The following is a 25,373-nucleotide window of genomic DNA, read 5'->3' as shown; positions in this document are numbered from 1 at the left end:
GCCTTCGCACAGGCCGGACGTCCTCCTTCCGGGGCCCCTGCCTGTCCGTCCGGAACGCCTGCCGTTTTCCGTCCCGGGCGTCCGAACCTTTTCCGTCCGGGTACCCCGACCCCGCCCACGACGGAAGCCGGGCGGGCCGACGCGGGCACCGACGCTGGTGCCGACGCCGGGCCGGGGCTAGGAGTTCAGGTAGGTGAGGACGGCCAGAACCCGACGGTGGTCCCCCTCGCTGGGAGCCAGGCCGAGCTTCAGGAAGATGTTGCTGACGTGCTTCTCCACGGCACCGTCGCTGACCACCAGCTGCCGGGCGATCGCCGAGTTCGTACGGCCCTCCGCCATCAGCCCCAGCACCTCGCGCTCCCGCGGGGTCAGCCCCGTCAGCACGTCCTGCTTGCGGCTGCGGCCGAGCAACTGCGCGACCACCTCGGGATCCAGCGCCGTGCCGCCCTCGGCGACCCGCACCACCGCGTCGACGAACTCCCGCACGTCGGCGACCCGGTCCTTCAGCAGATAGCCCACGCCCCGGCTGGAACCAGCCAGCAGTTCGGTGGCGTACCGCTCCTCCACGTACTGCGACAGCACAAGCACCCCGAGCCCCGGGTGCAGCTTGCGCAGCAGCACGGCCGCGCGGACGCCCTCGTCGGTGTGGGTCGGCGGCATCCGTACGTCGGCCACGACCACGTCGGGCAGCTCGCCCCGCTCGTCCAGGCCGGAGATGGTCTTCACCAGCGCGTCCGCGTCGCCGACGCCGGCCACGACGTCATGCCCACGGTCGGTCAGCAGCCGGGTCAGGCCCTCCCTGAGCAGCACTGAATCCTCGGCGATGACCACGCGCACCTTGTCCTCCACGATTATTCGGCCCCCCAGCCCGACACCGCGGTCCGCCCGCCGTTGCGTGCGTCCGCGGTGGTCCAGCATTCCAGGAATCGTGCCGGACCGCCGCCCTGCCGGGGGAATGCCGGGTGGCGAGGAGCCGGCCGCCGTCAGGCGCGCCAGGGCAGTTCCGCGATCACCCGGGTGGGGCCACCGGGCGGGGACTCCACCACGAGGACGCCGTCCACCGCGTCCAGACGGCCGGCGAGGCCGGCCAGTCCGGAGCCCTGGGCGGAGCCGGCGCCGCCCACACCGTCGTCGATCACCTGCAGCATCAGCCGGTCCTCGGAGCGCCACACGTCGACCGAGGCAGCGGTGGCACGGCTGTGCTTGCTGATGTTCTGCAGCAGCTCGGAGACGGTGAAATAGGCAATGCCCTCGATCGCCGGAGCCGGCCGGGACGGCAGGTCCACGTCCACCTTCACCGGCACCGTGCAGCGGGAGGCGACCGAGGACAGGGCCGCGTCCAGACCGCGGTCGGTGAGCACGGCCGGGTGGATGCCCCGGGCGAGGTCGCGCAGCGCCTGCAGGGCCGTCTTCACCTCGCCGTGCGCCTCCTCCACCATGCGCGCCGCCGTCTGCGGGTCCTCCCTCAGCTTCTCCTTCGCCAGCCCCAGGTCCATGGCCAGGCTGACCAGCCGGGCCTGCGCCCCGTCGTGCAGGTCCCGCTCGATGCGCCTCAGGTCGGCGGCGGCCGTGTCGACCACGACCCCACGGTCCGACTCCAGCTCCACCACCCGCGCCGACAGCAGGGACGGGCCGAGCAGCCCGCGCACGAGCAGACCGTCCACGGTCGTCAGGGCCCGTACGAGCCACGGTGTCGCCAGCGTGAACACCAGCCCGATCAGTGCGGTCACGGTGATCTCGAACGGATTGTCGAGGTAGATGCTGTGGTGTGCGTCGCCGTACATCTGTATCCCGCCCTGGCCGGCGTACGCCGGGAACACCCAGAACCACAGCGGATACGTCAGCAGCGCCCAGCCGCAGGACCAGAAGGTCACCGCCACCGAGAACGAGAACACCGCCCACGGGAACTGCACCAGCGCGTACAGCGCGTTCCGCCAGGAGGTGCCGCTCTTGAGCACAGCGCCCATCCAGGCCGCCGCGCCCGTCTTGTGCAGCCGCAGCGGCTCCGGGGCGGCCACGTCCAGGCGGAGCAGCGCACGCGCCCGCGCCCGCTCCAGCGCACCGAAGCCCCGGCAGCCGGCGAGACCCGCGGCCAGCACCGGGATGCCGAGGAAGGTCACCAGCAGGCCCGCGCCGAGCGACACCATGGTCACCGTCCAGGTGAACAGCACCACGGAGACCGGCAGGCTCAGCAGGACGTAACCGAACTCGCGCCAGCTGCGTGCCTCGAACGGCGCCCGCAGGCCGGCGGGCAGCCGGTGACCGGTTCCGGCCGCGTACCCGTGTCCGTACTCCATGGCCATCGAATGTCGTCCCGTTCTCTTCGTCCCTACGGCGGGGGGTTCAGCCGTATCCCCAGAGTCGTCCGCCCCGGCCCTGCGGGCCATGGAGTCCGTCGGCGTCTTGAGCGGGGGGTTTACCCCACCCTTGCGCTGCGGTCGGCAAGGGGCGGGTGGCGCTGTCGGTTGGTGTGCTGCGGTCGGCAGGGGAGTGTGGGGCCTGTCGGCTGGTGTGCTGCGGTCGGCACGCGGCCGGTGGCACTGTCGGTCGGTGCGCTGCGGTCGGCAGGGGTGCCGAGGAGCATCGCCGGCTACTCCTGCCGGTCCCGCCACGGCAGTTCCGCGGTGACCACCGTCGGGCCGCCGGCCGGGGAGTCGACCACGAACAGGCCGTCGACCGCGCCCAGCCGGTCCGCGAGACCTCGCATGCCGCTGCCGCCGTCCAGCCGGGCGCCGCCACGGCCGTCGTCCCGGACCTGGACCAGCAGCCGGTCCTCGGTGCGCCACACGTCGACGGACGCGGTCCGGGCCTGGCTGTGCTTGCTGATGTTCTGCAGCAGTTCGGAGACGGTGAAGTAGGCGATGCCCTCGATGGCCGCCGCCGGCCGGGTCGGCAGGTCCACGGTCACCTTCACCGGCACCGTGCAGCGGGAGGCGACCGAGGACAGGGCCGCGTCCAGGCCGCGGTCGGTGAGCACGGCCGGGTGGATGCCCCGGGCGAGGTCGCGCAGCTCCTGCAGCGCCAGCTTCACCTCACCGTGGGCCTCCGCCACCATCGCCGCCGCCGTGTCGGGGTCCTCCAAGAGCTTCTCCTTGGCCAGGCCGAGCCCCATGGCCAGGTTGACCAGCCGGGCCTGGGCGCCGTCGTGCAGATCCCGCTCGATCCGGCGCAGGTCCGCCGCAGCCGTGTCGACCACGATCCCGCGGTCCGACTCCAGTTCGGCGATCCGGCGCTCCAGCTCGTCCGACGGCGACAGCAGCCCCCGCACCATCGCGCGGTCCACGTTCGCCATGCCCCGCGCGATGTAGGGCAGCACCGGCCACAGCACGAACAGCGAGATCAGCATCGTGCAGAAGGTGAGGATGCCCCAGGGCAGCCGGATGGCCTCGTACAGCAGCGTCCGCCAGCCGACCGGGTCCTTCAGCGCCATCCACAGCCGCTGCACCGCCCCGCCTCCCTTGGCGAGCGGCAGTGGCGTCGGCTCCTCGACGCGTACCCCGAGCAGTTTGCGGGCCCGGGCCCGTTCCAGCTTCCCCAGCTGCCGGGCGCCCAGCAGACAGACCGCGAGCAGTGGCAGGCCGATCACGGTGACCGTGAGGGCGCCGCCGGTCGCGAGGGAGGTGATCGCGTAGGTGAACCCGAACAGCGCCATCGGTAGGTTCAGCAGGAGATGCGCGATCTCCTTCCAGGTGTGCGCGTCGTAGGCCGGCCGGGGCCGAGGCGGTCGGCCGGTGCCGGGCGCGCCGTCGGTCCTGTAGGTGTCGTCGGTCCTGTAGGTGCCGTCGATCCCGTCGATCCCGTCGGTCCGGTCGGCGGCGGGGCTGGAAGCGGTCATACTGATCAGCCTGCCGTGCGCGGCACCCCTGACGCCATGCGGTACGCCGCCCTCCGCCGGCTGGGGAAAACCCCACCCTCACCGGCCCCGGCTGTCTCACGGTGTGACGGGCTGCTTACCGTCTCTTTATCAGGGCCTAGACTCCCGTGCGTACAGATCCTCGAATCGCGTTGCATCACAGGGTTCACCAAGGTCACGAGGTCAGGGAGCGAGGGACGACGGTGCGGGAGACGTTGGGGGACGCGTCGGTCACCGCGGCGAACGCCGTCGCGGCCGGCTACTTCCAGTCATACTCGGTGGTCGGGCTGCTCGCCCTGGTCGGCGTGCTGTTCGTCGCGGTCGCCTTCGGCGCCGGCCGCCTGCTGCGCCCGGTCGTGCCGACCCCTGAAAAACTGCTGACCTACGAGTGCGGCGTAGACCCCGTCGGCGAGGGCTGGGCCCACACCCAGGTCCGCTACTACGTCTACGCCTTCCTGTACGTGATCTTCGCGGTCGACTCGATCTTCCTGTTCCCCTGGGCGACGGTCTTCGCCGCCCCCGGCTACGGCGCGACGACGCTGGTGGAGATGTTCATCTTCCTCGGCTTCCTCGCCGTGGGCCTGCTGTACGCATACAAGAAGGGCGTCCTGGCATGGACGTGAACCCGGATCCCGTGTACCTGCCGGAGCCCAAGCGCCTGGGTGCTCTGGCCCGCCTGGCTCCCGAGCCGATGAAGGTCGTCCTGAACTGGGGCCGCCGCTACTCGCTCTGGGTCTTCAACTTCGGCCTCGCCTGCTGCGCGATCGAGTTCATCGCCGCCTCGATGGCCCGCCACGACTTCATCCGCCTCGGCGTCATCCCGTTCGCGCCCGGCCCCCGCCAGGCCGACCTGATGGTCGTGTCGGGCACGGTCACGGACAAGATGGCTCCGGCCGTCAAGCGCCTGTACGAGCAGATGCCCGAGCCGAAGTACGTCATCTCCTTCGGCGCCTGCTCCAACTGCGGCGGCCCCTACTGGGACTCCTACTCCGTCACCAAGGGCGTCGACCAGATCATCCCGGTGGACGTCTACGTCCCCGGCTGCCCGCCCCGCCCGGAGGCGCTGCTCCAGGGCATCCTCAAGCTCCAGGAGAAGATCGCTCGCGAGTCGCTGGGGGAGCGGTACGGCCACGCGCCCGCCCGGCCGTCGGCCGCCGCCCTGCAGAGCGACCTGGTGAAGCCTCCGCTGCCGGCCGCCGAGGGGGAGACCCGATGAGCACGGCCGGCTGGCTGCCCGCCTCCGCCGAGGAACTCTTCGGCGCGGACGCCACGGCCGAGGAGTCGTACGACCTCCTGACCGTGGACGTACCGTCCGCCTCCTGGCTCACCGCCCTGGAGACCGCCCGTACGACGCTGTCCTGCACCTACTTCGACTGGCTCAGCGCGGTCGACGAACCAGGCACCGGCTTCCGCGTCTCCGCGCACGTCGTCGCCCTGAACCCGGTCCGTCGGCTCCTCGTCCGTACGACCGTCCCGCACGAGGCGCCGGTCCTGCCCTCCGCCGTCGGCGTCTACGCGGGCGCCGCCTGGCACGAGCGCGAGACCCACGAGATGTTCGGCGTCGACTTCGAGGGCCACCCGGGCCTCGACCACCTCCTGCTCCCGGAGAACTTCGAGGGCCACCCTCTCCGCAAGGACTTCGTCCTCGCCGCCCGCGTCGCCAAGGCCTGGCCCGGTGCCAAGGAACCGGGGGAGCCTGCGGCGCACGGCGGCCCGAAGCGCCGTCAGATGCTGCCCCCGGGTGTCCCCGACCCCAACGAGTGGGGCCCCCTCAAGGGCCAGCTCCCCCCTGCCCCCGCCCGCCCGGCCCGAGCGGCAGGCCGCGCGGCGGGCGAGCGCCCGGCCCGCGCGGCCGGCGACCGCCCGGTACGGCGTACCCGCTCGGCTTCGGAGGGCTCGGCCAGCCAGGCGGCCCCGGCCGCACAGACCGGCCAGGCCGTCCAGCAGACCCCGGCGGGGGAGGAAGCCGGCACCGCCCCCGGCATTGCGCCCGGCTCCGGTACCGGCGATGCCGCCGGTGCCGGCACCGGTACTGGTTCCGCTGCTGGTACGGCCGCCCGGCCGCGGCGCGCGCGCAGCGCCTCACAGGGCTCGGCCTCACAACGCGCCCAGGCCCCGGAACCTGCCCCGGCCGAACCCGCGGAGGGCCCGGAATCGACTGGACCGACGGAACCGGCGGCAGCGACGGGACCGGCGGCAGCGACGGGCCCGGTCGAAGCGCCGAAGTCGCCGGAACCGACGGAACCGGGCGGCCCCGCCCGCCGCAGCACGGTCCCGCGCAGCTCTGACGCCCCGTGGCACCACGCCCGCCCCGCCTTCGACGAGCAGGAGCGGACACCCGAACCGGAACAGCAGCAGGCTCCGCAGCCGCAGTCGCGCAAGGACAAGGCTCCGGAGTCGAGGCAGGACCCGGCCCCGGAGTCGAGGCAGGACCCGGCCCCGGAGTCGCCGCAGGACCCGGCCCCGGAGTCGCGGCAGGCGCCCGAGTCCGGGCCGGCGCGCACGACCGAGTCCCGCCGACCCGAGGGCCCTGAGGCCGCCGAAGACTCGAACACCGGCCCGAACACCGGCTCGAACGCAGGCTCGAACGCAGGCCCGGACTCAGACCCGGACACCCCCGAAGACCCCACAGGAGGCCCGCAGTGAATGACGCGCTGGACGTCGCCCTGCGACTCCTGGTCGTCTTCGTCGTCTTCCTCACCTTCCCGCTGATCATCGGCCAGACCGAGCACAAGGTGATGGCCCACATGCAGGGACGCCTCGGCCCGATGTACGCGGGCGGCTTCCACGGCTGGGCCCAGCTCATCGCCGACGGCGTGAAGTTCGCGCAGAAGGAGGACGTGGTCCCGGCCGGCGCCGACCGCCGCGTCTTCCAGCTAGCCCCCGCCGTGGCTCTGCTGCCGTACCTCCTCGTCCTGCTCGCCATCCCGATCGGCCCGGGCGAGGGCGCCGTCGGCCAGGTCCTGGACGCGGGCGTCTTCTTCGTGCTCGCGGTGATGGGCGTCGGCGTGCTCGGATCGCTGATGGCCGGCTGGGCCAGCGCGAACAAGTTCTCCCTGCTCGGCGGCCTGCGCACGGCCGCCCAGCTGCTCGCCTACGAACTGCCGATGCTGCTGGCCGCTGCCTCGGTGGCCATGGCCGCGGGAACCGTCTCCCTGCCCGGCATCCTGCACGCCTTCCACTGGTGGTGGGTGCCGTGGCAGATCGTCGGCGCGGTCGTCTTCTTCGTCGCCGGACTCGCGGAACTGCAACGCCCGCCGTTCGACATGCCGGTCGCGGACTCGGAGATCATCTTCGGCGCGTACACCGAGTACACCGGTCTGCGCTTCGCCCTGTTCCTGCTCGCCGAGTACGCCGGCATCGTCGTCCTGTGCGGCCTGACCACCGTTCTCTTCCTGGGCGGCTGGCACGGCCCGTGGGGCGCCGACGGCCTCGGCTGGCTGTGGACCCTGCTGAAGACCGCGATCCTCGCGTTCGTGGTCATCTGGCTCCGCGTCACCTACCCCCGGCTGCGCGAGGACCAGCTCCAGAAGCTCTCCTGGACCCTGCTCGTGCCCCTCTCCCTCGCCCAGATCGCCCTCACCGGCATCGTCAAGGTGGTGATCCAGTAACCATGTCCCGCCCGTCACCCGACCACCACCCCTCGACGACGCCCTCCGGGCGGCCCCGCCGGCCGATTCCCGGCAGTGGCCTGGCCAAGGGCCTGGCCGTCACCCTGCGCACGATGACGAGGAAGTCCGTCACCGAGCAGTACCCGGACGCCCTCCCCGAGCTGCCGCCCCGCACCCGCGGCGTGATCGGCCTGTTCGAGGAGAACTGCACGGTCTGCATGCTCTGCGCCCGCGAATGCCCGGACTGGTGCATCTACATCGACTCCCACAAGGAGACGGTCCCGCCTGCCGCCCCGGGTGGCCGTGAGCGCAGCCGGAACGTCCTCGACCGGTTCGCGATCGACTTCTCCCTGTGCATGTACTGCGGTATCTGCATCGAGGTGTGTCCTTTCGACGCGCTGTTCTGGTCCCCGGAGTTCGAGTACGCCGAGACCGACATCCGCGACCTCACCCACGAGCGGGACAAGCTCCGCGAGTGGATGTGGACCGTCCCGGCCCCGCCCGCCCTGGACCCCTGCGCGGAGGAGCCCAAGGAGATCGCCGCGGCGCGCAAGACGGCCGAGAAGCTGGCCGCCGCGCAGGCCGCACCGCAGGAGCCGCAGGAGCAGCAGGAGGGCGAGTCGTGAACCTCGCCCAGGCAACGGCCACCGCGGCCGCCTCCGACCCGCACGGCTTCCTGTCTCCGACCGGCGTCGAGATCGCGTTCCTGCTCGTCGGTCTGGCCACCCTCGGCGCCGCGCTCGTCACCGTCACCACCCGGCAGCTGGTGCACGCCGCGCTGTGGCTGGTGGTGGCGCTCGGCGGCCTCGCCGTGGAGTACCTGCTGCTCACCGCCGAGTTCATCGCCTGGGTGCAGGTCCTGATCTACGTCGGTTCCGTCGTCGTCCTCCTCCTGTTCGGACTGATGCTCACCAGGGCTCCCATCGGCCGTTCCCCGGACGCCGACTCCGGCAACCGCTGGGCCGCCCTGACCGTCGCGGTCGCCGCGGCCGTCGCCCTGGTCTGGGTGGTCGTGGACGCCTTCCGCACCACCTGGATCGAGCTGGACGGCCCCGCCGCCGGCACCACCCGGGTCACCGGCGCGAGCCTGTTCCAGTACTGGGTGCTGCCCTTCGAAGCCCTGTCCGTGCTGCTCCTCGCGGCCCTGGTCGGGGCGATCGTCCTGTCCCGCAAGGCCAAGGCGGACACGGCCGGCCCCGGCACCCAGGACACTCCGGGCAGGACAGCCGGTGCGGACCTCCCCGCGGCCGGCCCCGGCGAGAAGGAAGGCGCCCGCTGATGCACCTCGCGTACCCCGCCGTACTCTCCGCCCTCCTCTTCTGCACCGGCCTGTACGGCGTCCTCGCCCGCCGCAACGCGATCCTGGTCCTGATGTCGGTCGAGCTGATGCTCAACGCCGTCAACCTCAACCTGGTCGCCTTCGACGTCTGGCTCAGCCGGACCGTCCGGGAGACCCTGCACTCCGGTCAGGCGCTGACCCTGTTCACCATCGCCATCGCCGCCGCCGAGATCGGCATCGGCCTCGCGATCGTGCTCGCCGTCCACCGCAACCGCGGCACCTCCGACATCGACAAGCTCCGCGACACCGCCGAGGGCCCCGAGTCCGAAGGCCCGGACACCGAGGGCACCGGCTCCTCCGCGGCCGAGAAGGCTGAGGCCACCGCGTGACCACGACCACCCTCGCCGTCCTCGTCCCCCTCCTGCCGTTCCTGGGCGCCGCCGCCGGCCTCCTGCTCGGCCGCACCGCCCCCGGGTTCGTCCGCCCGCTCGCCGTGCTGCCGCCACTGGCCTCGCTCGTGCTGGCCGCGCTGGTCGCCGTCCGCCAGGGCGGCGACCAGGCCGTGGACGCCCACACCGAGCTGACGCCCACCGGGTCCGTCCCGATCGAGCTGGCCCTGCACATCGACGGCTTCGCCGCGCTCGTCGCCGTCCTGGTCGCGTTCGTCGCGGCCTGCGTGCAGATCTACTCCACCGGCTACCTGCGCGACGACCCCCGCTACCCCTCGTACGCCGCGCTCGTCTCCCTCTTCACCTCCGCGATGCTCCTGGTCGTCTACTCCGGCGACCTGATCGTGCTGCTGGTCGGCTGGGAAGTCATGGGCATCTGCTCCTACTTCCTGGTGGGCCACTACTGGGAGACCCCCGAGGCCCGCGCCGCCTCACTGAAGGCCTTCGTGGTCACCAAGCTCGGCGACGTGCCGTTCCTCATCGGTCTGTTCGCGCTGGCCGCCGACACCGGGTCGTTCCGCATCACCCGTGTGCTCGGCGCCGTGGCGAGCGGCGGCCTCGACCACCCGACGCTGATCGCGCTGCTGCTGCTCGCCGGCGTCGCGGGCAAGTCGGCGCAGTTCCCGCTGCACACCTGGCTGCCTGACGCGATGGCGGGTCCGACGCCCGTCTCGGCGCTGATCCACGCCGCGACGATGGTCGCCGCCGGTGTCTACTTCATCGCCCGTCTCCTCCCGGTGTTCGAGGCCTCCTCGGCCGCGATGGTCGTCCTCGCCGTGATGGCCGCCGTGACGATGGCCGGCTCCGGTCTCGCCGCGCTCGCCCAGGACGACATCAAGCGCGTCCTCGCCTACTCGACGATCGGCCAGCTCGGTTACATGACCGGCGCCCTCGCCGTCGGCGACCGCGGTGCCGCCGTCTTCCACCTCCTCTCGCACGGCGCCTTCAAGGCGCTGCTGTTCCTCGCGGCAGGTGTGATCATCCACGCCGCCGGCACCAACTCGCTGGCCGCCATGTCCCGCATGCACGGCCTGCGCGACCGCATCCCGGACGCCTACTGGACGATGACCGTGGCACTGCTCGCGCTCGCCGCGATCCCCCCGTTCAGCGGCTTCTTCTCCAAGGAGTCCGTCCTCGGCGCCGCCGAGCACGTGACCGCCGGCCACACCGAACAGGCCCCCGGCGCCGCCGGCTGGATCGTCCTCGTCGCCGGACTGCTCACCGCGCTGCTGACCGCCGCGTACGCCACCCGGCTGTGGCTGCTCGCCTTCCGCGGCCGGGGCGCCGAGGCCCCCGACCACGGGCGCCAGCCGCTGACCATGACCGTGGTGCTGTGGGTCCTGGCGGTCCCGTCCCTCGCCTTCGGCGGGCTCGCCTACCGCGTCCTGCCCGACTGGTTCGACGGCCGCGATCTGACCCCGACCCTCCTCACCTCCGTCCTCGGCACCGGCCTCGCCCTCGTCGGCGGGCTGCTCACCTACGGCGCCTGGCAGCGCACCAGCGCGCTCGCCGCCCGCACCCCGCTGGGCGCCGTCGCCGCCCACCCCGAGGGCGACGCCGGACTGGTCGAGGCCGAGGCCATCGCCACCCACGAGCCGGCCTACGGCGACATCGCCTACGCCCCCGACCCGGCCGACCCCGGCAGGCTGCTGCTCGGCCCGCTGCACCGGTCCGCGGCCTCGGGCTTCCACCTGGACGCCCTGTACACGGCCCTGTTCGTCCGTCCGGTCCAGGCCGGCGCGAGTCTGGTGCGGTTCCTCGACCGCGAGGTCGTCGAGACCTACGTAGGCGCCGCCGCCGCCCTGCCCCGGCTGCTCGGGGCCGCCGTGCGGCGCGCCCAGACCGGCAATGTGCAGACCTATGTGAGCGCGCTGCTCGCCGGCACCGTCGTCCTGGCGGTCGCCGTCCTCCTCGTCGCCACGGGAGCGTGAGCAGGCGTGATCGATATCAACGAGTCCGTGATGCAGTTCCTTCTGGCATTCGTCGTCGTCGGCCCGCTCCTCGGCGCCGCCGCCGCTCTCCTCCCGACCCCGCCCGGACTGAAGGGGAAGTCGCCCGCGCAGGCCGTGCTCCGGCACGGCGTGACCGTGACCGGCGCGATCCTCGTCGCCGCGATCGTGCTCGCGCTCGGCTTCGACCACGGCCATCCGTCGAAGATGCAGGCCACGACCGACATCAGCTGGATCCCCGCGCTCGACGTGCGGATCCACCTCGGCATCGACGGCATCTCGCTCCCCCTTCTGGTCCTGACCGCGCTGCTGACCTTCCTCTGCGCGCTGTACTCCTACTTCAACCCGCCCAAGGGCGGGTCTCCGAAGGCCTTCGTCGCGCTGCTGCTCCTGCTCGAGTCCGGCACCCTCGCGACCTTCGCCGTCCTCGACCTGCTGCTGTTCTTCCTGGCGTTCGAGATGGTGCTCATCCCGATGTACTTCCTCATCGCCCGCTGGGGCGGCGAGGGCCGGACCCGGGCCGCGTGGAAGTTCATCCTGTTCACGCTGCTCGGTTCCGTGGTCATGCTGCTCGGCCTGCTCCTGATCGGAATCAAGGCGGGCACGTTCGACATGGTGGCACTCGCCACTGACAACGGCCGGTCGCTGACCGCATCCGTGCAGGTCATCGCCGTTTTGGCGATCGGGATCGGGCTCGCTGTGAAGACACCGATGTGGCCGCTGCACAGCTGGCTGCCCGACGCCCACACCGCGGCCCCGACCGTCGGCTCGGTGCTGCTGGCCGGTGTCCTGCTGAAGATGGGCACGTACGGGTTCGTGCGCATCCTGCTGCCGGTGGCGCCGCATGGCTTCCGCACCTTCGCGCCGTACCTCGCCGCGTTGGCCGTCGTCGGGATCATCTACGGATCCCTGGCCTGCCTGGCCCTCGCCAAGCAGGGCGCAAAGGGCGACCTCAAGCGCCTGATCGCCTACTCGTCCGTCGGCCACATGGGCTTCGTCCTGCTCGGCATCGCCACCATGACCCCGACCGGCGTGAACGGCGCCCTGTTCGCCAACATCGCCCACGGCCTGATCACCGGCCTGCTGTTCTTCCTGGTCGGCGCGCTGAAGGACCGCACCGGCACCACCGACCTGGACACCCTCGCCGAGGGAACCGGCGCCGCCCTGTACGGCAAGGCTCCGCGCCTCGGCGGCCTGCTCGCCTTCGGCGCCGTCGCCTCCCTCGGCCTGCCCGGACTCGCCGGGTTCTGGGGCGAGATGCTCGCCCTGTTCGGATCGTTCGAGCCCGCCGCGGACCTCAGCAGGCCCGCGTTCCTCACCTTCACGGCCATCGGCGCGTTCGGCACCCTGCTGACCGCCGCCTACATGCTGATCGTGGTCCGCCGGGTCTGCATGGGCGGCGCGGAGCAGGAGATTCCGAAGCTCGCCGACGTGCACGGCTACGAGTTCGCCGCCTGGACACCCCTCGTCGCCCTCACCGTCCTGGCCGGACTGTGGCCGAAGGCCCTGCTCGGCCTGACCGACCCGGCCGTGCAGCAGCTCCTCGCAGGAGGCACCCGATGAGCGCCCTGGCCCAGCCGCTCGCCCAGTCGACGGTCCAGTCCGTCGACTGGCTCGCGATCGCCCCGCCCACCCTCGCCGCCGTGGTGGCCCTCGCCGTCCTCGTCGCCGACCTGTTCGTGCCCGAGCCCAGGAAGGCCGTCCTCGGCTGGGTCTCGGTCGCGGGACTCGCCGCCTCGGCCCTGCTGCTCCTGCCCCTCCTGGACGGCAACCGCAGCACCTTCTGCCTGACCGGCGGCACGCGCGCGTGCAGCTACACCGTCGACCGGTTCACCCTCGTCATCCAGTTCCTGGTCCTCGGCGGCGCCCTGCTCGCGGCCCTGCTGTCGGTCACGAACGTGGACGACGACCGGCGACGCGTCCCGGCGGGCGAATTCTGGTTCCTGCTGCTGTCCTCCGCGGCCGGCGCCGCCCTGCTGCCCGCCTCCCGCGACCTGGCCACCCTGATCGTCGCCCTGGAGGTCGCCTCCCTGCCCGCGTTCGCCCTCGTCGGCATCCGGCACGGCGAAAAGCGGTCCTCCGAGGCCGCCCTGAAGTTCTTCCTGTCCTCGGTCACCGCCACCGCGGTCAGCCTGATGGGCATCAGCTTCGTCTACGCCTCCACCGGCACGCTCTACCTCACCCAGGTGGCCCAGCGCCTGCCGCACGTCGACGGCCAGCTGCACACCCTCGCCCAGACCGGTGTCGTCCTCACCCTCGTCGGCTTCGCCTTCAAGACGGCCGCCGTGCCCTTCCACTTCTGGGTGCCCGACACCTATGTGGGCGCACCCCTGCCGGTAGCCGCCTACCTGTCGGTCGTCGGCAAGGCCGTCGGCTTCTCCGGCCTCATCCTCGTCACCGTCGTCGCGTTCCCCTCGTACGCCGACGTCTGGGGGCCCGCGCTCGCAGCCCTGGCCGCCCTGACCATGACCGTCGGCAACGTCGCCGCCCTGCGCCAGCAGGCCACGCGCGCGTACAGCGCCGTACGGCTGCTCGCCTGGTCCTCCGTCGGCCAGGCGGGGTACCTGCTGGTGCCGATCGCCGCCGCCGGATACACCAAGGACGCCGAGAAGGCGATCGGCTCCACGGTCGCGTACGCCCTGATGTACGCCGCCGTGAACCTCGGTGCCTTCGCGGTGGCCGCCGTGGTGGGCCGCAGCCGGGCGCTGAACCGGCTCAGCGACTACCGGGGCCTGTACGCCGCCAACCCGGCCACCGCCCTGCTGCTGGCCTTCTTCCTGTTGTGCCTGGCCGGTCTGCCGCCGGGCGTCATCGGTCTGTTCGCCAAGGTCATCGTGTTCTCGGCGGCCGTCGACGCGGGCCTCGGCTGGCTTGCCGTGGTCATGGCCGTCAACGTCGTGATCGCCCTCTTCTACTACCTGCAGTGGACGGCCCTGCTGTTCCGCGCCCCCGACGGCGAGCCCGCCCGGCACCGCGTCCCGGCCCCCCTCACGGCCGCCGTCGCCCTCACCGGCGTCGTCGCTCTTGCCCTGTCCGGAGCACCCCAGCTGGTCCTCCGCTTCGCGGCCACCGGGCTCTTCTAGGAGTGGTCACGCGCGCGCGGGGCACCCGTTCCGTCCCGCGCGCAGGGCCGGACCCGCACGTCACCCGTGCGCTTCCCGGGCGGCCGGTGCACCGCCGTACGCACCGGGGAACTCGTGGCCGCCGCCTGGCGTTGTCACCAGCGGGAGGGTCCACTGGATCAGAGTGTTCCCCAGCTGCACGACTTGGAGGGCGCACCGTGCACCGCCGGCACAACGGGCTCAGGACCGCCGTACTCCTCGGGGGACTGTCCGCACTCATCATCGTCATCGGCAGCTTCTTCGGCCGCACCGGACTGATCGTCGCGGTCCTGGTCGCTCTGGGCACGAACGCGTACGCGTACTGGAACAGCGACAAGCTGGCGCTGCGCGCGATGCGAGCCCGCCCGGTCAGCGAGTTCGAGGCCCCCGCGCTGTACCGGATGGTGCGCGAGCTGTCCACGCAGGCCCGCCAGCCCATGCCCCGGCTCTACATCTCGCCCACGGAGGCCCCCAACGCCTTCGCCACGGGCCGCAACCCGCGCAACGCGGCCGTGTGCTGCACCGAGGGCATCCTGCGCCTGCTCGACGAGCGCGAGCTGCGCGGCGTCATCGGCCACGAGCTGAGTCACGTCTACAACCGTGACATCCTCATCTCCTCGGTCGCCGGCGCGCTCGCCTCCGTGATCATGTTCCTGGTGAACTTCGCCTGGCTGATCCCGATCGGCCGCTCGGACGACGACGACGGTCCCGGCCTGCTCGGCATGCTGCTGATCATGATCCTCGGCCCACTCGCCGCCACCCTCATCCAGCTGGCCGTCAGCCGCTCCCGGGAGTACGAGGCGGACGCCTCGGGTGCCCAGCTGACCGGCGACCCGCTCGCCCTCGCCGGCGCCCTGCGCAAGCTGGAGACGGGCACCAAGCAACTGCCGCTGCCCCCCGAGCCCCGGATCGAGACGGCGAGCCACATGATGATCGCCAACCCGTTCCGCCCGGGCCAGGGGCTGTCCAAGATGTTCTCCACGCACCCGCCGATGGCGGAGCGGATCGCCCGCCTCGAGAAGATGGCCGGCCGCCCCTGACGACCGGCGCCCTGACCGGTTTCCTGACCGGTTTCCGCCACCCGACCCAGCCGGGCCCAGGTCCCTGACCGCCGCACCGGCGGGCCCGTGGCCGGACCCGCGGCCGCCCGCCGTTCCGGCGCCGTGCGGTCAGCGTCCGGCGAACCCCTGGTCGGACGGCACCACCTCGTGGCCGAGCGGCATGAGCGAGATCGGGATGAGCTTGAGGTTCGCCCAGCCGAAGGGGATGCCGATGATCGACAGGAAGAGCGGGATGCTCGTGATCAGGTGCCACAGGGCCAGCCACCAGCCCGCGAAGATCACCCAGATCACGTTGCCGATGACCGACCCGGCACCCGCCTCCGGCCGCTCCACGGTGGTCCGCCCGAACGGCCACAGCACGAAACCGGCGATGCGCAGCGACGCGATGCCGAACGGGATGGTCACGATCAGGACGAAGCAGATCACCGCCGCGATCAGATAGCCGATCGCCATCCAGAGGCCGCAGAAGACGAGCCACACGATGTTGAGCAGCAGGTTGAACACCTTCATGATCGGCACCTTTCCAGGACGCACCGCCGGCATGCCTGCTGCCACAAGTATCAGCGGATCATCCGCCCGGGCGGAACCGCAGCGTCGTTGTGGCGTGATCGGGAACGTTCCGAGACGATCCCGGCCGGGTTCGCCGCCTTCCGCGCGGCGGCGGCGTGCGCCGGTGCGCCTCAGGTCGTCGTGCGCCGGCGTGGCCACCACCGTCGTACGACGTAGGCCGCCACCCCCACCGCGAGCACGCCCACGCCCACGGCCACCGAGACCACGGGCAGCGCGAACGCCAGCGTGGCGCAGCCCAACAGGCCCACCGCAGGCACCACGCGGGACAGCGGAGCCGTACTCAGCGTCCAGGCAGAGGCGTTGGCGACGGCGTAGTAGACCAGCACGCCGAACGACGAGAAGCCGATCGCGCCGCGCACGTCCACCGTCGCGGCCACTGCGGCGACCACCACGCCCACGGCCGCCTCCGCCCGGTGCGGCACCTGGAACCGCGGGTGAACGGCCGCCAGGGCACCCGGCAGATGCCCGTCCCGGGCCATGGCGAGCGTCGTACGGGACACACCGAGGACCAGCGCCAGCAGAGAGCCCAGCGCCGCCACCGCCGCCCCGGCCCGCACCACGGGCACGAGCCCCGGTGCCCCGGCCGCCCGCACCGCGTCGGCCAGCGGCGCCCCCGCGTGACCGAGCCGGTCCGCGCCCAGGACGGCGAGCACCGCGACGGCCACGCACGCGTACACCACCAGAGCGATCCCCAGGGCCAGCGGGATGGCCCGCGGAATCGTGCGTGCCGGATCGCGCACCTCCTCGCCGAGGGTGGCGATCCGCGCGTACCCAGCGAAGGCGAAGAACAGCAGCCCGGCCGCCTGGAACACCCCGCCCGCGCCCGACGGCAGCCCGGCGTCCAGCCGCCCCGCGTCCGCCTGCCCGGAGGCGAGGCACACCACGGCCACGGCCGCGAGAACGGCGAGTACGACGGCCACGATCAGCCGCGTCAGCCACGCCGACTTCTGGATCCCGCCGTAGTTGACGGCCGTCAGCGCCACCACGGCAGCGACCGCCACCGCGTGCGCGTGCCCCGGCCAGACGTACGCGCCCACGGTGAGCGCCATGGCCGCACAGGAGGCCGTCTTGCCGACCACGAACGCCCAGCCGGCGAGATAGCCCCAGAAGGCGCCCAGCCGCTCCCTGCCGTACACGTACGTGCCGCCCGATGCGGGATAGCGGGCGGCGAGCCGGGCCGAGGACATGGCGTTGCAGTAGGCCACCACGGCGGCGAGCGCCAGCCCGGCCGGCAGCCCCGGGCCGGCCGCGCGCGCGGCCGGCCCCAGGGCCGAGAAGACGCCGGCGCCGACCATCGAGCCGAGACCCACGACCACGGCGTCCCGCACGCCCAGGGTGCGGCGCAGCCGGACATCGGTGGGTGTCATGCGCCGCACCCTACTGAGTGCGGCAACCGCCGGACGGATCCGCGGCGTCCTCTTCGTCGACACGGCACGAACACGCGCGCGGCGGACAGCGGGTCCCTACCGAGAATTCAGGGCCCGGACAGTGCGGGCACAGCGCGGAAGGGCAGGTTCACGGCATGGGCATCATCAGTTGGATCATCCTGGGACTGCTGGCCGGAGCCATCGCCAAGCTCCTGCTGCCGGGACGCGACCCGGGCGGCTTCATCGGTACGACCCTCATCGGTATCGCGGGCGCGTTCATCGGCGGCTGGATCTCGGCCCGCTGGCTGGACCACCCCGTCACCAAGAACTTCTACGACGGCGCCACGTGGGCCGCGGCCATCGGCGGCTCCCTGGTGCTGCTGATCGTCTACCGTCTGCTGTTCGGCAACTCCCGCGACTGAGCGCGAGCGGCAGCGGGAAGCGCGACGACGGCAGGGAAGGGCGGGCATCGCCGGATGCCCGCCCTTCCCTGCTCGTCCTGTCCTACGCCTGCTTCCGCGGCTGTGGCCTACCGGTAGTTCACGAACTGCAGCGCGAAGTCGAAGTCCTTGCCCTTCAGCAGGGCGATCACGGTCTGCAGGTCGTCGCGGCTCTTGGAGCTGACGCGCAGCTCGTCACCCTGGACCTGGGCCTTCACGCCCTTGGGGCCCTCGTCCCGGATGATCTTCGCCACCTTCTTGGCGTTCTCCTGGGAGATGCCCTCCTCGATGGACGCGAAAATCTTGTATTCCTTGCCGGAGAGCTGCGGCTCGCCCGCGTCCAGCGCCTTCAGCGAGATGCCGCGCTTGATCAGCTTGGACTGGAAGACGTCGAGGACGGCCTTCACCCGGTCCTCGGAGTTCGCCTCCATGAGGATCTTTTCACCGGACCACGAGATCGAGGCCCCCACGCCCTTGAAGTCGTAGCGCTGCGAGATCTCCTTGGCGGCCTGGTTGAGGGCGTTGTCGACCTCCTGCCGCTCGACCTTCGAGACGATGTCGAAACTGGAGTCGGCCATGTCCTGTGGCTCCTTGTATCGGGGTTCATCGGGTGCGTGCCGGCGTGCGCGGCGGCGACCGCCGGGCCCGGTGGAGCACCGGGCCGCATCCGCACCAGCCTAGCCACCCCACGACCCCGGAGGTGGAGATCAATGGGGTGGCGGAGCACCCCTCTGCATCGGGTATTGTTTACGTCGTTGCCAGGGAGCACCGCCGAAAGCGGGTTCGATCGGCAGCGCAACCCGGCGGTGTGCCCGAGCGGCCAAAGGGAGCAGACTGTAAATCTGCCGGCTCAGCCTTCCCAGGTTCGAATCCTGGCGCCGCCACACTGGGTGAGACCCCCTCCGATCTGCGGAAACGCGGAATGGAGGGGGTCTTCTCGTTGATGAGCCGCACTGTTCGATCAGATGCGGAAAACCGCGACGTGTATTGCTCGGTCAGTGCGGAATCCGGGCGCTGATCAGTGCGTGTCCCCAGGCCCCCCGTGGGACGGGCCCAGCTCATCCCACTCCTGCAGCCATCCGGGCTTGCCGGCTCTGCTTTCGACTCACTGCATCGATCAGTGGGGCACAGGTGAGTGGGCAGGAAGACGTCTGAAGGCACAAAGACACAGGTCAGGCGTGATCGCCGCGCGGGCTGCGCAGGGGCCGGGCCAGTCTCCGGGCTCCTCGGCGCCCCCGGCTGGGTGGAGCCGTGAGTTGCAGCGAGGCAGGCTTGGTGCATGGAGTCGCTCTTGCGCTCACCACCGGTGCCGGGAGCAGGCGGTCACAACCGGGTCCTGTTCACGCTGATGCAGTGCGTGCCCTACCTGATCGCGCTGACCGTGCTGGTCATCGAACTCACCCCTGCGCACTTCCTCTACACCGGTCCCTTTCTCACCGCGGTGCCGGCGCTGGCGGCAGTGACACTGGGGCCCAGGGGCACCACCGCGGCGGCGGTCCTGGCGCTGGCGATCAGTGTGACCACCGCGACCTACAACGAGGCGTGGGGCACCCTGCAGGTCTACAGCAACTTCCTGGCTCTGGCCTTGGTCTCCGTGGCCGGGTTCATCACCAGCCGTGCCATGCAGGAGCGCAGGCAGCGAGAGCTCGACCAGGTCCGCCGCATCGCCGTGGCGGCCCAGGAGGTCGTGCTGCGGCCCGTGCCCGCGTGCCTGGGCCCCCTGCGAACCGGCAGCCTGTGTCTTGCGGCCGGCACCGGGGCACGGGTGGGCGGTGACCTGTACGAGGCCGTGCAGACGCGGTACGGCATCCGGATGATCGTCGGGGACGTCCGGGGCAAGGGGCTGTCCGCGGTGCGCGCCGTCGCGGTGGCGCTGGGCGCGTTCCGGGAAGCCGTGCACTACGAGGACGACCTGGTGGAGGTCATGAACCGCTGTGCGGCAGCGCTGCGACGGGAAATCGTCGTGCCGGGTGCGTACGGTCAGGAAGTCCTGCTGGAAGGTTTCACCACGGCGCTCATCGCGCAGGTGCCGGACGAACCCGTGGTGCAACTGGTCAACCGTGGGCATCCCGCACCGCTGCTGCTGCACGAGGGCAGGGCCGCACCGCTGACGCCGAGCTTGCCGTCACCGCCTCTCGGCCTCGAAGACCTCGTCACCGACCTGCCCGAGAAGCCTGAGAGCTATCCGTTCCTCCCCGGAGACCGTCTGTTGCTTTACACCGACGGCGTCATCGAGGCCCGCGACCGCGACAGCGAATTCTTCGCTCTGCCGGAGGCCATGGAGGAGATAGGGGTCGGCCCCACACCAGCGGAATTCCTGAAGCGCCTGCACCAGGCGTTGATCCGTCACACCCGCGGCGACTTGGCGGACGACGTGGCGATGATCCTGGCTGACCGATTCAAAGGCCCACCGGAGTCACCTTCCGGAGCAAGAGCGGGTGGCGAGGGGTGAAGCGGACCGTACCGCTGCGGGCTGAGCGCCTGAAGGCGCTTCCGGTCGGCCCCGCTTCTGTCGGCTCTCCTACCGGTGCCCCGCTTCTGCGTCGGCCCCGAGGCGCGGGATTCTGTCGGCACGGCGACCGCGGAGCCCCGAACAATTGCCGGCCGGAGCGCATCTCACGCTTCGTGGAGCCCACCCTGGGCTCCTACGGCCCACCGCGCGACGGGCACCGTCGCGACTTCCCGAAGGAGACCAGGCGATGCATCTCCCGTCGTACCGTCACCGCAGAAGCGCGACCGCACACAGCCTGAGCGCCGGCGCCGCCGTGGCGGCGCTGCTCCTCGCGGGCTGTGCCACGGGCACCCCCGATGCGTCCCCGCACTCCAGCGGCTCCGGTGTGTCCCTCACCCCGCCCGGCGCGCCGTCCGACTCTCCCGCGTCCTCGCCCGGCGCGCCGTCCGAATCTCCCGCGTCCTTCGCTCCGGACGGCACCGCGGCCACCACCGTGTGCACCAACAGCACGAAGCTGGCCGGGTGGTCGAACCGCCGGCTGGCCATGCTGACCATCGCCGTCCCGGTGTCGGAAACCTCGGTCTCCGACGCCACCTCCGAGGTGAGCGCCGGCGCGGGCGGTGTGCTGCTGTTCGGCAGCAAGGCGCCCGCCGACCTCGGCTCCCGGCTCACCGCCCTGAAGTCCCATGTGCCCGGTCATCGGGGCCTGCTGGTGATGACGGACGAGGAGGGCGGCGGGATCCAGCGCATGGCCAACCTCGTCGGCGACCTGCCCTGGCCCGCGTACATGGGCAAGCACTGGACCCCGGCCCAGATTCAGCAGAACGTCACCAAGGTGGCCAAGAAAATGGCGGCCGCCCAGGTGAACATGGACCTGGCGCCGGTGGTCGACGTCGACGGCAGGAACGTGGCCCCCAGTAAGACCAACCCCGACGGATGGCGGTCCTTCAGCGGCAGCACCTCGGTGGTCTCCGAGGACGGCGTCGCGTACATGAACGGGTTGCGCGCCGGCGGCGTGATACCCGTCGTCAAGCACTTCCCGGGCCTCGGCGGCTCCAGCTACAACTCCGACTTCGGCCCCGCCCGCACCCTGCCCTGGTCCACCCTGCAGAAGGTGGGCATCCCGCCGTTCACGGCGGCCATCAAGGCCGGTGCCCCGGCCATCATGGTCTCCAACAACATCGTGCCGGGTCTGGGCACCAATCCGGCGAGCCTGTCACCCACCGTCATCAGCACCGAACTGCGCGGCAAGCTGGGCTTCAAGGGGCTGGTGGTCACCGACTCGCTCAGCGCCAAGGCGATCTCCGCCGCCGGCTTCAGCGTCCCCGCGGCCGCCGTCCAGGCCCTGCGCTCCGGCGCCGACATGGTCATGTTCGATCTGGGGAGCGATGTCAGCTCCCAGACGTCCGCGATCGCAACGGCGATCACCAACGCGGTGACCGGCGGACACCTCAGCCGCAGTCGCCTCATCGACGCGGCGGGACACGTCCTGGCCGTCCGGCACGTGAATCTGTGCTCTTGAGCGGGTAGGGGCGGCGAAGGCCGCCGCATGCCGTCTGTGCGGGTGCGCGTCTACCTGCTGATCATCATCCTTCGGCGGTGCCGCCCCTCCCGTGCCGCTCCCCGTCCGGTGACCCCGGCATTCCGGTCCTGGTGGTCGCGCTTCCCGGCGGCGCCACTAGAATCGAACGTGTGAACGAGGACCGTCCGCTGACGCGTCTCGACATGCTGCGCTTCGCCCGCCGTGTCGTCGAACATCAGGCTGCTCGGCAGCTTGCCCTGATGGACCGGTGGATCGCTGACGAGGAGCGCCGGGAGGCCGAACGGCAGCGGCGGCTCGCCGTGCGAGAGGCGGCTCCGGAGTGGGCCGTCGAGCGCGGTCTGAACGGCCGCAGCGCCGTGTACGTGCACGTCGGCGGCTGTACAGGAGCCGGCGGGCGGGCGAAGGGTGTCGGCCGCGACCAGGCGGTCCGCGCTCTCGCCGAAGGAGGTGTCCCCGCGTGCCCGCTGTGCCGGCCGGACACCGTGCTGGGGATTCTCGAATGACCGGCCCGGGTGCGGGCCCGGGCGGTCCGGAAGATGCTGGAGCCATGGCAGGGAAACGTCCCATCATCGTGCACCTGCCGTCCCCGACCGGCGGCCGCCGGGTTCGGGTGGACGGCGAGATCCTCGGCCTCGCGCACAGCGTGCGGGACCTGGTGGAGTTCCTGCGCCGGGCGGGCCTGGAGATCGAACCGGAAGACGTGGCCGATTCGCCGCTGATCGACTGGCGCGGAGTGGGGCCCGACCGGTGGGAGGCGGAGACCCGGACGTGACGGTGCCGCCGCCCCGGCTCCGGTACAGGCGCAGCGACGCCGTCCACGGGGCACACTGACGGCATGTCCTCCCGACGCAGAACCTGTCCCGTCTGCCGCCGTGAAATTGCCGTGGTCGCGGGCCGCTTCGCGCGACACGACCCGCCCGGGGTGCGCGAGAGCGGGGAACTCGTCTCCTGCTCCGGGTCGCGGCGGCAGGCGCAACTCGGGGCGGTCCAGCCGTCGTTGGACGGGTACGCCGTGCCGGACTTTCCCGGGCAGCTGCCTCTGTTCTGACGATTGACGGGCGGTCGCGGGGCGCGCGCGGCGGTGCGACGGTTCGTCAGAAGCGCTGCCAAGGCAGTGGCGCAGCAGCTCCGACCTGTCGGCATCTCCGGCCTGTTCAGCGTCTACGACCTGTCGGAAGCTCCGACCTCTCAGCAGCTCCGATCGGTCAACGGCCGGCGACCCGTCTCAGTTCCCGGCCACCGACTTCACCGCGACCGACACCGGCGTCGAACCGCTGATCAGCTCCAGCGTGAGACCGGCCGTCGCCGGTGTGTCCACCAGCTCGGCGAGTACGGCGGCCACGTCGTCCCGCGGAATCGGGCCGCGTCCCGTGTGCGCCTCCAGGCGGACCTGGCCGGTGCCCGCGTCGTTCGTCAGCAAGCCGGGGCGCAGGATCGTCCAGTCCAGCGCCTCCTGCCGGGTGACGTAGGCGTCGGCCTCGCCCTTGGCGCGCAGGTACACGTCGAAGACGTCGTCGCCCTGGTGCGCGGGATCCGCGCCCATCGAGGACACCATCACGAAACGGCGTACGCGCGCGCGTACGGCAGCGGTCGCGAACAGCACCGCCGCGCCCCTGTCCACCGTGTCCTTCCGGGCCGCACCACTGCCCGGGCCGGCGCCGGCCGCGAAGACCGCCGCTCCGGCGCCCTGCAGGTGCGCCGCGACCTCCTCCACGGAGACGGACTCCAGGTCGAGCAGGACCGGTTCGGCGCCGGCCGCCCGCAGATCGTCGCCCTGTTCGGGCTTGCGGATGATCCCCGCGACCTCGTCCCCGCGCGCGGCGAGCAGGCGCTCCAGCCGCAGCGCAATCTGACCATGTCCACCAGCGATGACAATGCGCATGAAACCGACCGTACGCCCGAAGAGCCGCATCCGCCGCACGAGTTGCCCGGGGCGCGCCGTGCGACTCGGCCGGCACACGCGCGTCGGCCGAGACGCGCCGCCGCACCTCCACCGGCGGCGTGCACCCCGCGCGGGTACGCCCACCGAGCACCCGGCATGCGCACCACTTCACGTGACCGCGCAGCAAAGGCTGGACGCGTCAAGGCTGGGCGCGTGGCTCACACTCCCGGCCGGGAGCCGCGTCCGCGTACTCCCGGCCCACCCCTCACCCCGGCCCGCGTCACGGCCCACCCCTCACCCCGGCCCGCGTCACCCCGCGCTCACGACAATTCCCCACGCCCCTGCCGCGGCAGCCCCAGCTCCGCTGCCGCCGCCGAATTGCAGTACTCGCGGACCGCGCTCGTGCGGGCCACCACCCGGCCCCGATGCACCACGATCCTGCTGTAGGCCAGGGAGAGGGCGCCGGGCAGATGCTCGCCCCGGACGGCCAGCAGCTCGGCCGGGAAGCCCGCCTCCACGCGGACCTCCGGCAGGCCAAGAGCCGCGCGGGCCGCAGCGCTCACGGCGTCGTAGGCGTGCTCCGGGCGCAGGCCGTGGGCGGAGGCGAGGAGGTAGGCGGCCTCCAGGGGGTCGCCACGGCCCACGGGGTTCGAGACGTCGCGCAGTGCGCCACTGCCTGCGGCGACCCGCACCCCGGCCGCGCGCAGCAGCCGTACCGGCGCCGTACCCCGCCGGTCGGTGCCGCCACAGCCACCCTGCGGCAGACAGACCACCGCCACGCCGGCCGCCGCGAGCTGGTCGGCGGCGCGGGAGGCGGCCTCGCCCGGCAGACGCGCGAGACCGGCGCAGGGCCCGATCGTCACGCCGGGGCGCAGGCCACCGGCCATGGCGGCCAGCCGGGACAGCCGAGCCGGGTCGGCGGCGTCCGTGTGCAGGTCCACCGGGCAACCGTGCTCGGAGGCCACTTCCAGGACGGCCTCCACGTAGCCGGTGGGATCCGGGTCCAGGTCCGGGCAGCCGCCCACTACCGAGGCGCCCATCTTCACCGCGTCCTGCAGCATCGCCAGCCCGTCGGCCCCGGCCACCCCGGTCAGCACCCGTGGCATCGCCACCGTCGTCAGCTCCGCGAGCCCCCGCAGCGCCCGTCGCGACTGCAGGACCGCGCCCAGTGCCCCGAGCCCCTGGACGTCGCCCACGCGTACGTGCGCGCGTAGCGCCGTCGCCCCGTGCCCGAGCTGCAGCAGAGCCGCCTCCGTCACCCGGCGCTGAACGTCCTCGGAGGCGTACGACACCGGACCCGCGTGCTCGGCGGTCAGGGCGGTGTCGCCGTGGGCGTGGGGCTCGGCCGGGGCCGGGAGGAGCAGATATCCGTTCAGGTCCACGCGGGTGGCGCCGGTGCGCGCCGGGCCCGCGGCGAGGCTGCCGGCCGTGCCCACCGCCTCGATGCGCCCGCCGCCCAGCCGTACGTCCACGGTCCGGCCGTCGGTGAGCCGCGCCCCGCAGAGCATGAGGGCGGCAGGGTCGGACGGCCCGGAGGAGCCCGACGAGTTCGACGGCGGTTGCGGCTGCGGCTGGCTGTCGGGCATCGCACTCCAGGGTCGGGCCGGGGGCTCGGACGGGCCGGCGTGAGCAATTCGAGGCCGTGAACGGCCCAAGATCACACAGAGTGGGTCGAGCCTAGGGTGGCGAGCCGTGCGCGGCGCGCAGGAGCGCAATAGTCGTACCGGCGTGGTCCGCCCCAGGCGGTAAACGCGTCGCCCGCGCGCGTGGCAGACGCCTCGCCGGGCGACGTTCACGCGGACGGCGGGGTACTCGC

The 25,373-nt window shown here is 72.1% G+C and carries 25 protein-coding genes and 1 tRNA gene; 18 read left to right on the top strand and 8 right to left on the bottom strand.

Going from position 1 to position 25,373, the window contains the following annotated elements:
• Positions 1-177: 177 nt before the first annotated feature.
• From ACZ4SF_RS08640 to ACZ4SF_RS08630, 3 genes are all read right to left on the bottom strand, one after another.
• Positions 178-849, bottom strand: coding sequence for a LuxR C-terminal-related transcriptional regulator (locus ACZ4SF_RS08640; protein ID WP_468380030.1), 672 nt, complete (start codon positions 847-849; stop codon positions 178-180).
• 134 nt (positions 850-983) lie between these two features.
• Positions 984-2,303 carry a sensor histidine kinase gene (locus tag ACZ4SF_RS08635; protein ID WP_468380026.1) on the bottom strand — a complete coding sequence of 440 codons (1,320 nt, stop codon included), beginning with the start codon at positions 2,301-2,303 and terminating at the stop codon, positions 984-986.
• Between the two features lie 287 nt (positions 2,304-2,590).
• Positions 2,591-3,835 (bottom strand): sensor histidine kinase, encoded by a 1,245-nt coding sequence (locus ACZ4SF_RS08630; protein ID WP_468380024.1) that lies wholly within the window; start codon positions 3,833-3,835, stop codon positions 2,591-2,593.
• Between the two features lie 221 nt (positions 3,836-4,056).
• Here ACZ4SF_RS08630 and ACZ4SF_RS08625 point away from each other — a divergent pair, with 221 nt between their 5' ends.
• The 11 genes from ACZ4SF_RS08625 (at position 4,057) to htpX (ending at position 15,282) form a co-directional block, all read left to right on the top strand.
• Positions 4,057-4,476 (top strand): NADH-quinone oxidoreductase subunit A, encoded by a 420-nt coding sequence (locus ACZ4SF_RS08625; RefSeq protein ID WP_468380022.1) that lies wholly within the window; start codon positions 4,057-4,059, stop codon positions 4,474-4,476.
• On the top strand, positions 4,467-5,069 hold the full coding sequence (locus ACZ4SF_RS08620) for an NADH-quinone oxidoreductase subunit B (protein ID WP_468380020.1): 603 nt from the start codon (positions 4,467-4,469) through the stop codon (positions 5,067-5,069). Before ACZ4SF_RS08625 ends, ACZ4SF_RS08620 begins: the two co-directional genes overlap by 10 nt.
• Entirely contained in the window at positions 5,066-6,499 is a 1,434-nt protein-coding gene (locus ACZ4SF_RS08615) for an NADH-quinone oxidoreductase subunit C (RefSeq protein ID WP_468380018.1), read from the top strand. The genes ACZ4SF_RS08620 and ACZ4SF_RS08615 overlap by 4 nt, the downstream gene beginning before the upstream one ends.
• A complete protein-coding gene (locus ACZ4SF_RS08610) occupies positions 6,496-7,464 on the top strand; it encodes a complex I subunit 1/NuoH family protein (RefSeq protein ID WP_468380015.1) in 969 nt (322 codons plus the stop codon). The genes ACZ4SF_RS08615 and ACZ4SF_RS08610 overlap by 4 nt, the downstream gene beginning before the upstream one ends.
• A gap of 2 nt (positions 7,465-7,466) precedes the next feature.
• Positions 7,467-8,090 carry a NuoI/complex I 23 kDa subunit family protein gene (locus ACZ4SF_RS08605; RefSeq protein WP_468380012.1) on the top strand — a complete coding sequence of 208 codons (624 nt, stop codon included), beginning with the start codon at positions 7,467-7,469 and terminating at the stop codon, positions 8,088-8,090.
• Positions 8,087-8,743: an NADH-quinone oxidoreductase subunit J family protein gene (locus ACZ4SF_RS08600; RefSeq protein ID WP_468380009.1), complete on the top strand. Its 657-nt coding sequence runs from the start codon at positions 8,087-8,089 to the stop codon at positions 8,741-8,743. The genes ACZ4SF_RS08605 and ACZ4SF_RS08600 overlap by 4 nt, the downstream gene beginning before the upstream one ends.
• Positions 8,743-9,132 (top strand): NADH-quinone oxidoreductase subunit NuoK, encoded by a 390-nt coding sequence (nuoK, locus tag ACZ4SF_RS08595; protein WP_468380006.1) that lies wholly within the window; start codon positions 8,743-8,745, stop codon positions 9,130-9,132. Before ACZ4SF_RS08600 ends, nuoK begins: the two co-directional genes overlap by 1 nt.
• Complete coding sequence (locus ACZ4SF_RS08590; protein WP_468380003.1) at positions 9,129-11,123, top strand: NADH-quinone oxidoreductase subunit 5 family protein; 1,995 nt, start codon at positions 9,129-9,131, stop codon at positions 11,121-11,123. The genes nuoK and ACZ4SF_RS08590 overlap by 4 nt, the downstream gene beginning before the upstream one ends.
• A gap of 6 nt (positions 11,124-11,129) precedes the next feature.
• The gene (locus ACZ4SF_RS08585; RefSeq protein ID WP_468380001.1) at positions 11,130-12,704 is read left to right on the top strand and encodes an NADH-quinone oxidoreductase subunit M; all 1,575 of its coding nucleotides are present in this window, start codon (positions 11,130-11,132) and stop codon (positions 12,702-12,704) included.
• Entirely contained in the window at positions 12,701-14,224 is a 1,524-nt protein-coding gene (locus ACZ4SF_RS08580) for an NADH-quinone oxidoreductase subunit N (protein ID WP_468379998.1), read from the top strand. The genes ACZ4SF_RS08585 and ACZ4SF_RS08580 overlap by 4 nt, the downstream gene beginning before the upstream one ends.
• A gap of 197 nt (positions 14,225-14,421) precedes the next feature.
• Positions 14,422-15,282 carry a zinc metalloprotease HtpX gene (htpX, locus tag ACZ4SF_RS08575; protein WP_468379997.1) on the top strand — a complete coding sequence of 287 codons (861 nt, stop codon included), beginning with the start codon at positions 14,422-14,424 and terminating at the stop codon, positions 15,280-15,282.
• A 129-nt stretch (positions 15,283-15,411) separates the two neighbouring features.
• On the opposite strand, the gene ACZ4SF_RS08570 is transcribed toward htpX, so the two are convergent.
• Complete coding sequence (locus ACZ4SF_RS08570) at positions 15,412-15,813, bottom strand: YccF domain-containing protein (protein ID WP_468380450.1); 402 nt, start codon at positions 15,811-15,813, stop codon at positions 15,412-15,414.
• Between the two features lie 170 nt (positions 15,814-15,983).
• Positions 15,984-17,240, bottom strand: coding sequence for an APC family permease (locus tag ACZ4SF_RS08565; RefSeq protein ID WP_468379994.1), 1,257 nt, complete (start codon positions 17,238-17,240; stop codon positions 15,984-15,986).
• Between the two features lie 155 nt (positions 17,241-17,395).
• Here ACZ4SF_RS08565 and ACZ4SF_RS08560 point away from each other — a divergent pair, with 155 nt between their 5' ends.
• Positions 17,396-17,662 carry a GlsB/YeaQ/YmgE family stress response membrane protein gene (locus tag ACZ4SF_RS08560; RefSeq protein WP_468379993.1) on the top strand — a complete coding sequence of 89 codons (267 nt, stop codon included), beginning with the start codon at positions 17,396-17,398 and terminating at the stop codon, positions 17,660-17,662.
• A 107-nt stretch (positions 17,663-17,769) separates the two neighbouring features.
• On the opposite strand, the gene ACZ4SF_RS08555 is transcribed toward ACZ4SF_RS08560, so the two are convergent.
• A complete protein-coding gene (locus ACZ4SF_RS08555) occupies positions 17,770-18,258 on the bottom strand; it encodes a YajQ family cyclic di-GMP-binding protein (RefSeq protein WP_468379990.1) in 489 nt (162 codons plus the stop codon).
• Between the two features lie 224 nt (positions 18,259-18,482).
• Between ACZ4SF_RS08555 and ACZ4SF_RS08550 the strand changes: the two genes are divergently transcribed.
• From ACZ4SF_RS08550 to ACZ4SF_RS08525, 6 genes are all read left to right on the top strand, one after another.
• Positions 18,483-18,564 (top strand) — tRNA-Tyr (locus ACZ4SF_RS08550).
• A 395-nt stretch (positions 18,565-18,959) separates the two neighbouring features.
• Complete coding sequence (locus tag ACZ4SF_RS08545) at positions 18,960-20,132, top strand: PP2C family protein-serine/threonine phosphatase (protein ID WP_468379987.1); 1,173 nt, start codon at positions 18,960-18,962, stop codon at positions 20,130-20,132.
• 247 nt (positions 20,133-20,379) lie between these two features.
• The gene (locus ACZ4SF_RS08540) at positions 20,380-21,654 is read left to right on the top strand and encodes a glycoside hydrolase family 3 N-terminal domain-containing protein (RefSeq protein ID WP_468379986.1); all 1,275 of its coding nucleotides are present in this window, start codon (positions 20,380-20,382) and stop codon (positions 21,652-21,654) included.
• A gap of 170 nt (positions 21,655-21,824) precedes the next feature.
• Complete coding sequence (locus tag ACZ4SF_RS08535) at positions 21,825-22,178, top strand: DUF6233 domain-containing protein (RefSeq protein WP_468379984.1); 354 nt, start codon at positions 21,825-21,827, stop codon at positions 22,176-22,178.
• 44 nt (positions 22,179-22,222) lie between these two features.
• Entirely contained in the window at positions 22,223-22,447 is a 225-nt protein-coding gene (locus ACZ4SF_RS08530; protein ID WP_468379983.1) for a hypothetical protein, read from the top strand.
• A 63-nt stretch (positions 22,448-22,510) separates the two neighbouring features.
• The gene (locus ACZ4SF_RS08525; RefSeq protein ID WP_468379981.1) at positions 22,511-22,723 is read left to right on the top strand and encodes a hypothetical protein; all 213 of its coding nucleotides are present in this window, start codon (positions 22,511-22,513) and stop codon (positions 22,721-22,723) included.
• Between the two features lie 177 nt (positions 22,724-22,900).
• Here ACZ4SF_RS08525 and ACZ4SF_RS08520 read toward each other — a convergent pair whose 3' ends face one another.
• Both ACZ4SF_RS08520 and ACZ4SF_RS08515 read right to left on the bottom strand, forming a co-directional pair.
• Positions 22,901-23,557 (bottom strand): SDR family oxidoreductase, encoded by a 657-nt coding sequence (locus ACZ4SF_RS08520; protein WP_468379979.1) that lies wholly within the window; start codon positions 23,555-23,557, stop codon positions 22,901-22,903.
• A 320-nt stretch (positions 23,558-23,877) separates the two neighbouring features.
• Entirely contained in the window at positions 23,878-25,143 is a 1,266-nt protein-coding gene (locus ACZ4SF_RS08515) for an amidohydrolase family protein (protein WP_468379977.1), read from the bottom strand.
• Positions 25,144-25,373 lie beyond the last annotated feature (230 nt).

This window comes from Streptomyces sp. NPDC027663 (assembly GCF_055566415.1).
Note: the sequence above shows the minus strand (reverse complement) of the source record. Positions and strands in the feature narration are given on the sequence as shown.

Bases quoted from the DNA above. Each gene is read 5' to 3' on its own strand.
- ACZ4SF_RS08635 (WP_468380026.1), bottom strand. From the start codon at position 2,303: ATGGCCATGGAGTACGGACACGGGTACGCGGCCGGAACCGGTCACCGG.
- ACZ4SF_RS08630 (WP_468380024.1), bottom strand. From the start codon at position 3,835: ATGACCGCTTCCAGCCCCGCCGCCGACCGGACCGACGGGATCGACGGG.
- ACZ4SF_RS08620 (WP_468380020.1), top strand. From the start codon at position 4,467: ATGGACGTGAACCCGGATCCCGTGTACCTGCCGGAGCCCAAGCGCCTG.
- ACZ4SF_RS08615 (WP_468380018.1), top strand. From the start codon at position 5,066: ATGAGCACGGCCGGCTGGCTGCCCGCCTCCGCCGAGGAACTCTTCGGC.
- ACZ4SF_RS08605 (WP_468380012.1), top strand. From the start codon at position 7,467: ATGTCCCGCCCGTCACCCGACCACCACCCCTCGACGACGCCCTCCGGG.
- nuoK (WP_468380006.1), top strand. From the start codon at position 8,743: ATGCACCTCGCGTACCCCGCCGTACTCTCCGCCCTCCTCTTCTGCACC.
- ACZ4SF_RS08580 (WP_468379998.1), top strand. From the start codon at position 12,701: ATGAGCGCCCTGGCCCAGCCGCTCGCCCAGTCGACGGTCCAGTCCGTC.
- ACZ4SF_RS08570 (WP_468380450.1), bottom strand. From the start codon at position 15,813: ATGAAGGTGTTCAACCTGCTGCTCAACATCGTGTGGCTCGTCTTCTGC.
- ACZ4SF_RS08565 (WP_468379994.1), bottom strand. From the start codon at position 17,240: ATGACACCCACCGATGTCCGGCTGCGCCGCACCCTGGGCGTGCGGGAC.
- ACZ4SF_RS08560 (WP_468379993.1), top strand. From the start codon at position 17,396: ATGGGCATCATCAGTTGGATCATCCTGGGACTGCTGGCCGGAGCCATC.
- ACZ4SF_RS08555 (WP_468379990.1), bottom strand. From the start codon at position 18,258: ATGGCCGACTCCAGTTTCGACATCGTCTCGAAGGTCGAGCGGCAGGAG.
- ACZ4SF_RS08545 (WP_468379987.1), top strand. From the start codon at position 18,960: ATGGAGTCGCTCTTGCGCTCACCACCGGTGCCGGGAGCAGGCGGTCAC.
- ACZ4SF_RS08540 (WP_468379986.1), top strand. From the start codon at position 20,380: ATGCATCTCCCGTCGTACCGTCACCGCAGAAGCGCGACCGCACACAGC.
- ACZ4SF_RS08530 (WP_468379983.1), top strand. From the start codon at position 22,223: ATGGCAGGGAAACGTCCCATCATCGTGCACCTGCCGTCCCCGACCGGC.
- ACZ4SF_RS08525 (WP_468379981.1), top strand. From the start codon at position 22,511: ATGTCCTCCCGACGCAGAACCTGTCCCGTCTGCCGCCGTGAAATTGCC.
- ACZ4SF_RS08520 (WP_468379979.1), bottom strand. From the start codon at position 23,557: ATGCGCATTGTCATCGCTGGTGGACATGGTCAGATTGCGCTGCGGCTG.
- ACZ4SF_RS08515 (WP_468379977.1), bottom strand. From the start codon at position 25,143: ATGCCCGACAGCCAGCCGCAGCCGCAACCGCCGTCGAACTCGTCGGGC.